Origin of the sequence: Achromobacter aloeverae (assembly GCF_004121055.1) — a bacterium.
Classification (GTDB): Bacteria; Pseudomonadota; Gammaproteobacteria; order Burkholderiales; family Burkholderiaceae_B; genus Bordetella_C; species Bordetella_C aloeverae.
This window is the reverse complement of sequence record NZ_PYAL01000004.1, coordinates 561,439-574,642: the sequence shown is the minus strand read 5'-3', so window position 1 is coordinate 574,642 and position 13,204 is coordinate 561,439. Positions and strand designations below refer to the sequence as shown.

The window sequence follows — 13,204 nt, the reverse complement described above, 5'->3', positions numbered from 1 at the left end:
AGACCTACAGATATTGCGGGACCACACACGACTTGTGCTCGATGTGGTGCGCGAATTCGTCACGAAAATGCTTCAGAAAGCCTCTTACGGGCATGGCGGCCGCGTCGCCCAGGGCGCAGATGGTGCGGCCCATGATGTTGCCGGCGACGTTGTCCAGCAGGTCCAGGTCTTCCGGACGGCCGTGGCCGTGCTCGATGCGGTGGACCATGCGGTACAGCCAGCCCGTGCCTTCGCGGCAGGGCGTGCACTGGCCGCAGCTTTCCTCGAAGTAGAAATAGGACAGGCGCAGCAGCGACTTGACCATGCAGCGCGTATCGTCCATGACGATGACCGCGCCCGAACCCAGCATGGAGCCCGCCTTGGCGATGGCGTCATAGTCCATGGTGGTTTCCATCATGATGTTCGCGGGCAGCACCGGGGCGCTGGAGCCGCCGGGGATCACGGCCTTCAACTGGCGGCCGCCGCGCATGCCGCCGGCCAGTTCCAGCAGCTTGGAAAACGGCGTGCCCAGCGGGATCTCGTAGTTGCCGGGACGCTCCACGTCGCCGGTGATCGAAAAGATCTTGGTGCCGCCGTTATTGGGCTTGCCCACTTCCAGGTACTGCTGGCCGCCGTTGCGGATGATCCAGGGCACCGCCGCGAACGTCTCGGTGTTGTTGATCGTGGTGGGCTTGCCGTACAGGCCGAAGCTGGCGGGGAACGGCGGCTTGAAGCGCGGCTGGCCTTTCTTGCCTTCCAGCGATTCGAGCAGCGCGGTTTCCTCGCCGCAGATATAGGCGCCGTAGCCATGGAAGGCATGCAGCTGGAAGCTGAATTCCGACCCCAGCAGCTTGTCGCCCAGGAAGCCGGCGGCGCGCGCCTCTTCCAGCGCTTCCTCGAAGCGGTCATAGACCTCGAAGATTTCGCCGTGGATGTAGTTGTAGCCTACCGAGATGCCCATCGCGTAGGCGGCGATGGCCATGCCTTCGATGACGATGTGCGGGTTGAAGCGCAGGATGTCGCGGTCCTTGAACGTACCCGGCTCGCCCTCGTCCGAATTGCAGACGAGATACTTCTGGCCCGGGAACGTGCGCGGCATGAAGCTCCACTTCAGGCCGGTGGGGAAGCCGGCGCCGCCACGGCCGCGCAGGCCCGACGCCTTGACTTCGGCGATGACGTCCTCCGGCTTCATGCCGGTGGTCAGGATCTTGCGCAGGGCCTCGTAGCCGCCGCGCTTGACGTAGTCTTCCAGGCGCCAGTTCTGGCCGTCCAGCCCGTCCAGGATCTGCGGGCCGAGATGGCGGCCGTGCAGGCACATGGACTGCGACAGGTCGTGCAGGGGGTTGGGATCCAGGCCCTGCGAAAATTGACGATACAGGTCCGGCGCGTTCATGCCGACTCTCCTTGCGCCTTCAAACTGCTCACCAGCGCATCCAGCTTCTCTTCGGACATGCGCACGCACATGTGCTTGTTATTCACGATCAGCACCGGCGCGTCGCCACAGGCGCCCATGCACTCGCCTTCGACCAGGGTGAACAAGCCGTCGGCGGTGGTGCCGCGATAGTCGACGCCCAGCTTGCGCTTGAGGTATTCGCCGGCTTTTTCGCCATCGCGCAGCGCGCAAGGCAGGTTGGTGCAGACGCTGATCTTGTGCTTGCCGACCTTGCTCACGTCGAACATGTTGTAGAAGGTCGCGACCTCCTGCACGGCGATGGGCGGCACGCCAAGATAATTGGCCACGTCCTCGATGATCTCGGTCGACAACCAACCCTGCTCGTCCTGGGCGATCGCCAGGGAAGCCATGATGGCCGACTGCTTCTGATCAGCCGGGAACTTGGTCAGTTCCCGGTCGATTTTCTGGTAAGCCTGTTCGGAAAGCAGCATAAGTTTGAATCCGGATTGAGCGGGAGGCCCGTACGACTACGGCGTGGGCGGGTCTCTCGGTTCGGGTCTTTCTTCTAAGTCCTGGCGACGCCCTTAGCGGTCGATCTCGCCAAACACGATGTCCTGCGTGCCGATGATCGTGACGGCGTCGGCGATCATGTGGCCGCGCGACATCTCGTCCAGCGCATGCAAATGGGGGAAACCGGGCGCGCGGATCTTGAGGCGGTACGGCTTGTTGGCGCCGTCGGACACCAGGTAGATGCCGAATTCGCCCTTGGGATGCTCGACCGCGGAATACGCCTCGCCCGGCGGCACATGGAAACCTTCGGTGAAGAGCTTGAAGTGGTGAATCAACTCTTCCATGTTGGTCTTCATGGCGGTGCGCTTGGGCGGCGCCACCTTGTGGTTGTCTATCATCACCGGACCCGGGTTGTTGCGCAGCCACTCGACGCACTGGCGGATGATGCGGTTGCTCTGGCGCAACTCGTTCACGCGCACCAGGTAGCGGTCGTAGCAATCGCCGTTGACGCCGACGGGGATGTCGAAGTCCAGCAGGTCGTAGACCTCATATGGCTGGGTCTTGCGCAGGTCCCAGGCCACGCCCGAGCCGCGCAGCATCGGGCCGGTGAAGCCCAGCGCCTTGGCGCGGTCCGGATCGACGACGCCGATACCGACCAGGCGCTGCTTCCAGATGCGGTTGTCGGTGAGCAGGGTTTCGTACTCGTCGACGCAGGCCGGGAAGCGGTTGGTGAAATCCTCGATGAAATCCAGCAGCGAGCCCGAACGCGCCTCGTTCCACTGGCGCATTTCCTTCTCGCTGCGGTACTTGCTGCCGGCCTGCTGCGGCATGGTGTCCGGCAGGTCGCGGTACACGCCGCCCGGACGGTAGTAGGCCGCGTGCATGCGCGCGCCCGACACGGCTTCGTAGCAGTCCATCAGGTCTTCGCGCTCGCGGAAGGCGTACAGGAAGACCGCCATGGCGCCCACGTCCAGTGCGTGCGAACCCAGCGACATCAGGTGGTTCAGGATGCGGGTGATCTCGTCGAACATCACCCGGATGTATTGGGCGCGCAGCGGCGCCTCGACGCCCAGCAGCTTCTCGATGGCCATGACATAGGCGTGCTCGTTGCACATCATGGACACGTAGTCCAGGCGGTCCATGTAGGGCAGCGCCTGGATGAAGGTCTTGTGCTCGGCGAGCTTTTCCGTCGCGCGGTGCAGCAGGCCGATGTGCGGGTCGGCGCGCTGGATCACTTCGCCATCCAGCTCCAGAACCAGGCGCAGCACACCGTGCGCGGCCGGGTGCTGCGGACCGAAGTTGAGCGTGTAGTTCTTGATTTCAGCCATGATCAGCGACCGGCTCCGTAAGTATCTTCGCGCACGACGCGCGGCGTGATTTCACGCGGATCGATGGTGACCGGTTGGTAAATGACGCGGCGCTGCTCGGGGTCGTAGCGCATCTCCACGTTGCCGGACAGCGGGAAATCCTTGCGGAAGGGGTGGCCGATGAAGCCATAGTCCGTCAGGATGCGGCGCAGGTCGGGATGGCCTTCGAACACGATGCCGTAGAGATCGAACGCTTCGCGCTCGTACCAGTTCACGCCCGGCCAGCACTCGACCAGCGACGACACCATGGGGAAATCGTCCTGGGCGGCCCAGGTGCGCACGCGCAGGCGCCAGTTGTGCTCGATCGACAGCAGGTGCACGACGACCGCGTAGCGGTTGCCCTGGCTGCGGCCGGCCTTTTCGTCGGCCTGCTGGCGCGAGCCATTGCCCCACGTCAGATAGTCGACGCCGCAAAGGTCGATACAGGTTTCGAAGCGCAGCGTGGATTCGGTACGCAGCTTATTGCAGACCGACACCCATTGCGCCGGCGGGACTTCGAGGGTCAGTTCACCCAGGGCCTCGTTCAGCACGATTGCGTCGCCAAACGCGGCCAGCAGGTTGTTTTTCAGGGTTTCGAGCCTGGTCATCATCTTCAACGAGTAGGTGAGCCACGCAACACAGGTGCGCGGCCAAGGCCGCGCTCAGCGCGCGATGGTGTTGGTCCGACGGATCTTGTCCTGCATCTGCAGCAGACCGTAGACCAGCGCCTCCGCCGTGGGCGGGCAACCCGGCACATAAACATCGACCGGCACGATACGGTCGCAGCCACGCACGACCGAATACGAGTAGTGGTAGTAGCCGCCACCGTTGGCACAGGAGCCCATCGACACGACCCAGCGCGGTTCCGGCATCTGGTCATAGACCTTGCGCAGCGCCGGCGCCATCTTGTTGCACAGCGTGCCCGCGACGATCATCAAGTCGGACTGACGGGGACTGGGGCGGAAGATGATCCCGAACTGGTCCAGGTCATAGCGGGCGGCGCCCGCGTGCATCATCTCCACCGCGCAACAGGCCAGGCCGAACGTCATCGGCCACATCGAACCGGTCTTTGCCCAGTTGATGAACTTGTCGGCGCTGGTGGTGATAAAGCCTTGCTTGTGTAAGCCTTCTTCAATAGCCATATTCGTCTCAGCTAGCGTGATCGGGACGAGGGAGGATTACTCCCAGTCGAGCGCGCCCTTCTTCCATTCGTAAATGAAACCCACCGTCAGCACGGCCAGGAAAATCATGACTGTCCAGAAACCCACCATGCCGACCGCGCCGTGCGCGATGGCCCAGGGGAACAGGAAGGCGATCTCGAGGTCGAACAGGATGAAAAGGATGGCGACGAGGTAGTAACGCACGTCGAACTTCATGCGGGCGTCTTCGAAAGCCTCGAAGCCGCACTCGTAGGGAGCGAGTTTTTCCGCGTACGGGCGGCGGGGGCCAAGCAGCGAGCCTGCGGTGAGCAGCGCAAAGCCTATACCCGTCGCCACGACGATAAAGAGCAGAACGGGGAAATATTCTTGCAGGTTCATTTTGGCGCGTCCGTCATATGCACAAACCTTTGGATTGTAGCATTTTGACCGTTACTTCCGGCTGAACTCTGTAGCTCGTCTTATATAAGAGCGAGAGCCAGCCACGACGCTGCAAAACCGCTGCCCCCGCTGCGTATCTTGTAGCGCGGGCATTGTACCGCGCCGCGTGGTTCACAGCGGACGGGCGTCGCAAAGCGCCCGGATAAATGCGGCGAGGATATGGCGGGGAATGAATCGGCGAATACTGCCAGGGAAAAATCAGGAAAGGAAAAAGGCAATAAAAAAGCCATCCGCGAGGATGGCTTTCAAAGGCAGCGCTTGCACGCTGCCTGGCATTTCCTGGCGCGCCGGCAGGCCGGCGCGCCTCGAACAAGGACGGTTGCCCGTCTTGCGTTCGATTAGAAGCGGTGACGGATACCGACAACCGCCATGGTCGACTTCAGGCCGTCCACGAAGGCGTAGTCCTGAGCGTACGAAACCACACCGTACAGGTTGGTGCGCTTCGACAGGTCGTAGGTCGCGCCGATCGAGTACACGTTGGTGGTCTTGTCGTTGCCGTTGTCGGCAGCCAGGTAGTACTTGTCGCTGTTCGGGTCCATGCGCAGCCACGAACCGAAGACGCTGGTGGCGCCGCCGATCGGGGCCGACAGGCCGACCATGTACGAGTTGACCTTCAGGCCGTCACGATAGGCGTTGGTGGTCAGGTTGCCCGGCAGCGAGCGGCTGCTGTCCAGCGAGGTGCCGGAGAAGGGACCGAAGACCGACGAGGCCTGGATCCAGCCGTCGCGGGTTTGACCGTAGGCCAAGGACAGCTTCACAACTTCGAAGTCGTACGAACCACCGACCAACCAGGCGCGGATCTTGTCGCCGGTGCCGTTGGTGGCGCTATCAGCCACGCCGTTCGAACGGTTCAGCTGGTCGTAGGCGGCGGCGATGTTGATCGGGCCGTTGACGTAACGCACACCGGTGGTGATGCCACGTTGGTTGCGATCGGTTTCGAAGCCGGTCTGGGCGGTGTTGGTATCGTCCACGTTGAACGAGTAGCCGACGCCAGCCTGGAAGCCGCTGAACACGGGGGTTTGATACAGGATCAGGTTGTCGTAACGGGTGGTGTTCGACGAGCTGAAAGCCGTACCGATGTTGGCCATGTTGAAGCCTTCAGCGAACGGATCGATCGAGCCGAAGAACTTCGAAGCGACGTTGGTTTGGCGACCGAAGTCCAGTTGGCCCCAGGAGTTGCTGGCCAGACCGACGGTGGCTTGACGACCGAACAGGCGGCTGCCTTGGGCCGATTGGCCGTCAGCCGAGCTGAAGCCCGATTCCAGGTTGAACACAGCGCGCAGGCCGTCACCCAGGTCTTCGCTACCACGCAGACCCCAACGGGAGCCGTTTTGCACGCCATTGGCCAAGCCGAACTTGGAGGACTTATCGGCGCCGTTCAGACCCTTGATTTGTTGGTAGCCAATACCGGTGTCGAGGATCCCGTACAGGGTCACCGACGTTTCTGCCTGAGCAGCACCGGCAAAACCGGCGAGCAGGGCGGCAGCGAGCAGAGTCTTTTTCATTTGAAGAAATCTCCGTTGATTTGAGTGACAAGAGCAGCAATCCAGCAAACCAGCCTGCCGCCCCCCTAACTCCGCGAAGGGAAGTTGACGCTATTGCATCAAAAATCCGGGGGGCTGGCTACGCTCACCCCCTAAAAACGACGGGTTTGCACGACACCGTGTTGGGTACATACAACAACAACATGCCGTCAGGTTACATGCCCCCGGGCAAACCCTTGTCACGCTCTGGTACGAGCTGATCAATTGCTACGCAACCTGCGGAAGCCATTTGACGTGTTCCGCGCTGGCGTTGCAACATAACGCTGTTATTTCTTGATTTCGGCGTCATTTTCTCGCAACGCATCCTTGAGGCGCCCCGCCCCCCTCCCGCCCCGTCCTATGCCCGAATTACCTCCCGGACCCGCCCTGCAATCCGAAGGTGCTCGATCCAGCCATGCTGAACGGGTGGCGGCCGCCCGGCGCGCCTTGATCCTGGAGGCGGCGCAGCGGGTTTTCGCACGCGAAGGGCTGGCCCAGGCCAGCCTGCGCGCCATTGCGCGGGAGGCCGGTTGCACCACCGGCGCGATCTATCCCTGGTTCGGCAGCAAGGAAGCCTTGTATGCGGCCTTGCTGGAGGCATCGCTGGATACGCTGCGCGGCCATCTTGCCCAGGCGCTGGCCAGCGCGCCGGACGCCGGGGCCGCGCGCGCGGTGGCATGGGCGTTTTATGACTATTACGGCGCCCGGCCGGCCGAACTGTCGCTGGGCTTCTATCTTTTCCAGGGATTGGCGCCGCGCGGGCTGGGGGCGGAACTGGACCGCGGCCTGAATACGCGCCTGGCGGCGTGCGTGGCGCTCCTGGGCGACGGGCTGGCGCGGACACGGCCCGGCGCGGACGTCGCCCTGGGCCGCGTGCAGATGTTCACCTATTTGAGCGGCCTGTTGTTGCTGCGGCATACCGGGCGGCTGCGGTCGCTCGCGTCCCTGCCACCGGAGGAAGCGCCCGCGGGCGCTTCGCCAGCGGGGCACGCTGCGCCGACACCCGCCAGTTCCGCCAGTTCCGCCAGTTCCGCCAGTCCAGCCAGTCCAGCCGGTTCGGCCAGTCCGGCCAGGTCGCCTGGCTCCGCCGGTTCGGCTGGCTCTCACCGTTCCATCGCTCCGGTCTCTTACGCGGGGGCGGTTTCTTCCGCCGGTTCCGCCACGCCGGCTTCCACCGCGCCATGGGCGCGGACGCCTGAAGCCTTGCTCGACGACTATTGCCGCACCCTGGAGAAATCCTTATGAACCCTGCGCCCGCCACGGATCGCCCCGCCGCCATCGCCCTGCCGGACTTCCTTCAGTTGATGGCGTCGCACCATCCTTTTTCCGAGGTGCTGGGCATCCGCATCGAGGCGATCGGCCACGGGACGGCGCGCGCCGTCCTGCCGGAGAATCCGACGCACCAGCGTTTGGGCGGTATCGTGGCCGGCCCGATGCTGATGGCGCTGGCCGATGTCGCGCTGTATGCGGCGGTGGTGGGAGCCACCGGCAACAGCCGCGCGGTGACCGCCAGCCTGACCATCAACTTTCTGCGCGGGTGTCCGGGCGGCGAGGTCCTTGCCGACGCCCGGCTGCTGAAGACCGGCAGGCTGTGCGCCGGCGAAGTCCTGCTGTCGCCGCGCGGCGGCGACCCGGTGGCCCAGGTGGTCAGCACCTGGGCTTGCCCGCCGGGTGAAATGACGCGGGCACGGCCGCCCCGACACGACGGGTCGCGGCGTGAACCGTAACGGCGTGGGCCCGGGTCCTGGGTCCTGGGTCCTGGGTCCTGGGTCCTGGGTCCGGGGTCCGGGGTCCGGGGTCCGGGGTCCGGGGTCCTTGGGCCCGGGGCTGGGGCTGGGGCTGGGGCTGGGGCTGGGGCTGGGGCTGGGGGCTGGGGGCTGGGGGCTGGGGGCCGGGGCCGGAGGCCCTGGGGCCTAGGCCACAGACCGCAGACCCGTGAGCCAGCGCAGGCTTGGCCCGGGAGCCCCTCGCGGTCTCAGCGACCCGCGGCGTAGGCCTGCATCAGGCGCGGCGTCGCGGCGGCGTGCATGATGCCGTCCTCGTCCAGGGACGCGGCCGTCAAGCGGCCGACTGACCAGGCCGGCACTTCCTCGATGGCATGCCCGCGGGCGCGCAGGCCGTCTATCACTTCGCGGCCGAAGCTCTCCTCCAGCGCCAGGTGGCCCGGCTTGCGATCGCGCGGGTAGAACGAGCTGGGGAAATGGAGGGTATGGGACATCGGCATGTCGATGGCTTCCTGCAAGTTCAAGCCATGGTGCACGTGGCGCAGGAACAGCAGCAGCTGCCATTGCTCCTGCTGGTCGCCACCGGGCGTGCCGAACACCATGTACGGCCGGCCATCGCGCAGGGCCAGCGTGGGCGTCAGCGTGGTGCGCGGCCGCTTGCCGGGCGCCAATGTGCCGGGCAGACCCTCTTCCAGCCAGAACATCTGGGCCCGCGTGGTCAGGCCGAACCCCAGTTCGGGGATGACCGGCGACGACTGGAACCAGCCGCCCGACGGCGTGCACGACACCATGTTGCCCCAGCGATCGATCACATCCACATGGGTCGTGTCGCCGCGCTTGACCGTCCCGGCGGCGCGCATCTCCGCCAGCGTCGGCTCGTTGCCGGCAGCGCCGATCTCCGTGACGCGCGACAGGCGGTTCAAGGTATCCATGACCCGCGCCCGTTGCGCCTCGTAGCCCGGCACCGTGCCGGGCGACAGGTCCAGCGACGCGCGCTCGCCGATCAGGGCACGGCGCGGTCCGTTGTATGCCTCGGACAACAGCTGCGCCAACGGCACGTCGACGAAATCCGGATCGCCGTAGTAGGCCTCGCGATCGGCGAAGGCAAGCTTCATCGCCTCGGTCAGCCGGTGGACGAAGGCCGCGCTGTTCGGACCCTCGGCGGCCAGGTCCGCATGCTTGAGCAAGGCCAGCGTCTGCAGGAAAACCGGGCCCTGGCTCCAGGCGCCCGCCTTGGCGACCGTATAGCGATGCTCGCCCCCGCCGTAGTCCAAGGTGACGGGATCTTCGTAGCTGGCCGACCAGCGCGCCAGGTCATCGCCCGTGAGGATGCCGCGATGGGGCCGGCCGCTGGCGTCCATGACTTCGGCCTGGCGGGAATAACGGTCGATGGCGTCGGCCACGAAGCCCCGGTAGAAGGCGTCGCGCGCCGCCTGGATCTGGCGGTCGCGATCGCCGCCGACGGCTTCCGCCTGCGCCAGCACGCGGCGCCAGGTCTGCGCCAGCCGCGGGTTGCGGAAGAGCTTGCGCGCGGCGGGCACCTGTCCACCAGGCAGGTAGATTTCCGCCGTGGAAGGCCAGTGGGTCTCGAAGAAATCCTTCAGGCCGGCGATGGTATTGGAGATGCGCGGCATCAGGGCATGGCCGCTTTCGGCATGGAAGATGGCCGGTTCCAGCACATCGCGCAGGCGCATGGTGCCGTGGTCGCGCAGCATCAGCATCCAGGCGTCGAAAGCGCCCGGCACCACGGCGGGCAGCAGGCCATTGCCGGGAATCAGGTCCAGGCCCAGGGCGCGGAAATGCGCGATGGTGGCGGCGGCCGGCGCCACGCCCTGGCCGCACAAGACCTGGATCTTGCCGGTCTTTGCGGAATAGAACACGCCGGGCACCTCGCCCGCGGGGCCGACCAGGTGAGGCTCGACCACCTGCAGCACGAAGGCCGTGGCGACACAGGCGTCGAAGGCGTTGCCGCCGCGTTCCAGCATCGCCATGCCGGCGGCGGTGGCCAGGTAGTGCGTCGACGTGACGACGCCGAACGTGCCGAGGATTTCAGGACGGGTGGTAAACATCATGGCGGTCCACCTTCGGCGCGGCACGCGCGCCGGATCGGAATGAGAGAGGGACCGGGGAGGCCCGGCGCCGAAGCGACCGCATCAGGACCCGCGCCGCGCGCCCCTCCGGCAAGCAGGACGCCCCCCGGCCTGACCATGCCCAGGGACCACGTCGGTAAGGACCGCGCGGACCCGAAGGCGATTACTTCGCGGCCATCGTCACGCCCTTCAGGCGGATCAGGCCATCGGGATACGCCACGAAGCCCTGCACCTTCTTCTTGTGGGCGAAGGTCCACGGCAGGTAGTACAGGTAGATGATGGGGTCTTCGTCGCGCAGGATTTCCTGAGCCTGGCCGTACAGGACCTTGCGCTTGGCCGGATCGAATTCGGCGCGGGCCTCGGTCAGCAGCTTGTCCACCTGGGCGTTGCTGTAGCGGCCATCGTTCAGGTTGCCCTTGGTCGAGACGTATTGGAAGATGTTGCCGCTGGGATCGACGCGACCCGACCAACCGCTTTGGCCGGCCTCGAAATCGCCGCGCGCCAGCGCGGATTGCAGCGATGCGAACTCCACCGGCTTGAGCGAGATATCGAAGCCCGCCTCCGCGCCCATGGCCTGGATCAGTTCGTAGATCTGCTGGTTGGTGGTGTTGTTGCCGTAGGTGATTTCCAGCTTCACGCGGTCGTAGCCGGCCGCCTTCAGCAGTTCCTTGGCCTTGTTCACGTCGCGGCCCTTGCGCTCGAACTTCTTGTCGTAGGCGAAGCTGGCGGGCGGGAAGCCCTGGAAAGCCGGCTGGAACATGCCTTCGCCGACCACCTCGTTGATGGCGTCGCGGTCGATGGCCAGGTCCAGCGCCTGGCGCACGCGCTTGTCCTTGCCGGCGGGCTGGTTGGCGCGCGCGCCGTTGGCCAGGTTGATCGAGAACGACTGATAGCCCAGGCCCACGACCGGCGCCAGCACCAGGTTCTTGTCATCCTTCACGGCCTTGACGTCCGAGGGCGCCATGCGTTCGATGATGTCGAGGTCGCCCGCGCGCAGGTTGTTCACGCGCACGGTAGTGTCCGGGATGGGCGTGAAGACCACGCGGTCGAAGTGATAGTCGGCGGCGTCCCAGTACTGGGGGAATTTCTCCAGCACGATGCGGTCGTTCTGCACGCGCTCCTTGAAGCGGTAGGGACCGGAACAGACCGGCTTGGCGCCCGGGTCCTTGTCGAAGGAAGCCGGCGACATCATCATGCCCGCGCGATCCGACAACTGCGACAGCAGCGACGCGTCGGGCTCGGTCAGGTGGATCACCACGGTCTGCGCATCGGGCGCGTCGATGCTGGCCACCGTGGCCAGCTCGCTCTTGCGGTTGCTGTCGGGCAAGGTGCGGCCGCGATCCAGGTTGGCCTTGACCGAGGCGGCATCGATGGGCGTGCCGTCATGGTAGACGGCGCCCTTGCGCAGCTTCATGGTCAGGGTCTTGCCGTCAGCGCTGTTCGACCAGGATTCGGCCAGCTGCGGCACGATCTTCAGGTCGGGCGTGATATCGACCAGCTTGTCGCACAACGATGCGAACACGATGCGGCCGACGAAGGTACGGGCCCGCACCGGGTCCAGCACGTCGGGATCGTCCTGCAGGCCGATGCGCAGGGTCGATTGAGCCACGGCGGCGCCGCTGGCGAACAGGCCGGCAAGCGCCACGGCCACGCAGAGTTTACGCATGATGATTCTCCTGGAGAGCGATGCCGGCGGTACGCGCAAGATCCCCGCGCGCCGGCTTGCCGGGCCATGCCGGCCGGGCGACTTGCGGGGGATTGTATCGGAGGCCGATATATCGGACCTGAACTTTTATCGCCTGGCGTCATAAGGCCGGCCGACGGCCATGCCGCGGCCTACGTGTAGCCAACGCGTAGCCAACATGTGGCCACGGCATGGCCGCGCCACGGCGTCCGCCATGGCGCGCCGGCGCCGCCCGTTGGATAATCGCCCCTCCATCGCTCATCCGTCGCCCCCGTTGCTTCGCTGTCCATGACCGCCCTCGCCTCCTCCCGCCCCGCCGACCATCCCATCCTGCGCCGCGTGCTGCATGCCATCCACCTGGGACGGGAGCAAGGTTTCCATTTCCCCGGCAACTTCCTTGCGGTGTCCTTCGACCATGTGGCGCCGGCGGGCAGCATCACCACGATCAAGGGCGCGCCGCTGCGCGCGGACGGCGGCGCCGACCCGGTCGGGCTGAACGTGCTGGCCGACCTGGCGCTGGCCGCCAGCATCCGCGCGGCCTTGCAGCGGGACACCCGGCTGGCCACCGTCAATCTGCAACTGCAACTGACCGGCGCCGCCTGCGAGGGCCCCTTGCGGGCGGTGAGCCATTTCCATGGTTTCCTGCGCGATACGGCCGGGCAGCAGGCCATCGCCAGCGTCAGCATACGCAGCGGCGAGCGCGAAATCGCCCTGGGCAGCGGGACCTTCATGGTGCTGGACCTGCCCGCCGGCACCCGCGCGCCGGTGTTGCGCGCGATCGACTTGCCGGCCGATGCGGACTGGGCCGGCGTGGCGCTGCCCGAGCCCGGCGGCCTGGACGAAGGCGACGCCGCCATCTATGCCCAGGCGCTCAAGGCCCTGCACGCGGGCGGCATCGAGAATTTTTCGGAAGCCTTCTGGGGTTTCCGCACGCGGACGTCCGCGCAGGGCGCCAGCGGCACGCTGCGCAATGGCGCCCACCTGGGCAACCGGGTCGGCCATGTGCAGGGCGGCGTCCTGCTGGCCTTCGCCCAGGCGACGGCGCAGGCCGCCCTGCCGGGCGACTGGCCGGTCGGCAGCGTGACCGCGGGCTTCGTCAGCCCGGGCGAAGGAGAACAACTGCGCGCCCGCTCCCGCGTCATGCACCGTGGCCGCACCACGGCGGTGGTGCGCACGGAAATTACCGGCGTCGAGCGGCGGCGGGTGCTGGAGGTGCTGACGACCCATTCGCTGCGCAAGGGCGACACGGGGCGGAACTGACGGGCGCCACAGAACTGGCGGGGCGTCACAAGATAGGGACGCCGTCCGGGACGGGCGGGCTTTGTACCGCCATGTATTCATGGCGCGCGTCGCTGAC

At 65.9% G+C, this 13,204-nt stretch carries 12 protein-coding genes and 1 pseudogene; 4 read left to right on the top strand and 9 right to left on the bottom strand.

Translation table 11 applies throughout. The features are described from left to right. Positions 1 to 4: 4 nt before the first annotated feature. The 6 genes from nuoF to C7R54_RS16620 all read right to left on the bottom strand — a co-directional run bounded on the left by nuoF (position 5) and on the right by C7R54_RS16620 (position 4,766). The gene (gene nuoF, locus C7R54_RS16645) at positions 5 to 1,372 is read right to left on the bottom strand and encodes an NADH-quinone oxidoreductase subunit NuoF (protein ID WP_129151533.1); all 1,368 of its coding nucleotides are present in this window, start codon (positions 1,370 to 1,372) and stop codon (positions 5 to 7) included. Beyond that, complete coding sequence (gene nuoE, locus C7R54_RS16640; protein ID WP_129151532.1) at positions 1,369 to 1,863, bottom strand: NADH-quinone oxidoreductase subunit NuoE; 495 nt, start codon at positions 1,861 to 1,863, stop codon at positions 1,369 to 1,371. Before nuoE ends, nuoF begins: the two co-directional genes overlap by 4 nt. A gap of 93 nt (positions 1,864 to 1,956) precedes the next feature. Then, on the bottom strand, positions 1,957 to 3,210 hold the full coding sequence (locus C7R54_RS16635; protein WP_129151531.1) for an NADH-quinone oxidoreductase subunit D: 1,254 nt from the start codon (positions 3,208 to 3,210) through the stop codon (positions 1,957 to 1,959). A 2-nt stretch (positions 3,211 to 3,212) separates the two neighbouring features. Beyond that, on the bottom strand, positions 3,213 to 3,839 hold the full coding sequence (locus tag C7R54_RS16630) for an NADH-quinone oxidoreductase subunit C (protein ID WP_129151530.1): 627 nt from the start codon (positions 3,837 to 3,839) through the stop codon (positions 3,213 to 3,215). Between the two features lie 51 nt (positions 3,840 to 3,890). Then, positions 3,891 to 4,370: a NuoB/complex I 20 kDa subunit family protein gene (locus tag C7R54_RS16625; protein ID WP_094852380.1), complete on the bottom strand. Its 480-nt coding sequence runs from the start codon at positions 4,368 to 4,370 to the stop codon at positions 3,891 to 3,893. A 36-nt stretch (positions 4,371 to 4,406) separates the two neighbouring features. Next, complete coding sequence (locus C7R54_RS16620) at positions 4,407 to 4,766, bottom strand: NADH-quinone oxidoreductase subunit A (RefSeq protein WP_094852379.1); 360 nt, start codon at positions 4,764 to 4,766, stop codon at positions 4,407 to 4,409. A gap of 219 nt (positions 4,767 to 4,985) precedes the next feature. On the opposite strand from C7R54_RS16620, the gene C7R54_RS28965 reads away from it, so the two are divergent. Beyond that, positions 4,986 to 5,168, top strand: a complete 183-nt coding sequence (locus C7R54_RS28965) for a hypothetical protein (protein WP_129151529.1) — start codon at positions 4,986 to 4,988, stop codon at positions 5,166 to 5,168. Here the strand turns inward: C7R54_RS28965 and C7R54_RS16610 are convergent. Next, positions 5,165 to 6,331 carry a porin gene (locus C7R54_RS16610; protein WP_129151528.1) on the bottom strand — a complete coding sequence of 389 codons (1,167 nt, stop codon included), beginning with the start codon at positions 6,329 to 6,331 and terminating at the stop codon, positions 5,165 to 5,167. The genes C7R54_RS28965 and C7R54_RS16610 overlap by 4 nt on opposite strands. A 465-nt stretch (positions 6,332 to 6,796) precedes the next feature. Between C7R54_RS16610 and C7R54_RS16605 the strand changes: the two are divergent. Both C7R54_RS16605 and C7R54_RS16600 read left to right on the top strand, forming a co-directional pair. Beyond that, positions 6,797 to 7,288, top strand: a pseudogene (locus C7R54_RS16605) (TetR/AcrR family transcriptional regulator); the annotation flags it as partial. Between the two features lie 302 nt (positions 7,289 to 7,590). Beyond that, on the top strand, positions 7,591 to 8,076 hold the full coding sequence (locus C7R54_RS16600; protein WP_129151527.1) for a PaaI family thioesterase: 486 nt from the start codon (positions 7,591 to 7,593) through the stop codon (positions 8,074 to 8,076). 248 nt (positions 8,077 to 8,324) lie between these two features. Here C7R54_RS16600 and C7R54_RS16595 read toward each other — a convergent pair whose 3' ends face one another. After that, positions 8,325 to 10,142 carry a gamma-glutamyltransferase family protein gene (locus C7R54_RS16595; protein ID WP_129151601.1) on the bottom strand — a complete coding sequence of 606 codons (1,818 nt, stop codon included), beginning with the start codon at positions 10,140 to 10,142 and terminating at the stop codon, positions 8,325 to 8,327. A gap of 184 nt (positions 10,143 to 10,326) precedes the next feature. Next, the gene (locus C7R54_RS16590; RefSeq protein WP_129151526.1) at positions 10,327 to 11,829 is read right to left on the bottom strand and encodes an ABC transporter substrate-binding protein; all 1,503 of its coding nucleotides are present in this window, start codon (positions 11,827 to 11,829) and stop codon (positions 10,327 to 10,329) included. 306 nt (positions 11,830 to 12,135) lie between these two features. Between C7R54_RS16590 and C7R54_RS16585 the strand changes: the two genes are divergently transcribed. Further along, positions 12,136 to 13,107 carry an acyl-CoA thioesterase domain-containing protein gene (locus C7R54_RS16585; protein WP_129151525.1) on the top strand — a complete coding sequence of 324 codons (972 nt, stop codon included), beginning with the start codon at positions 12,136 to 12,138 and terminating at the stop codon, positions 13,105 to 13,107. Positions 13,108 to 13,204: the final 97 nt, after the last annotated feature.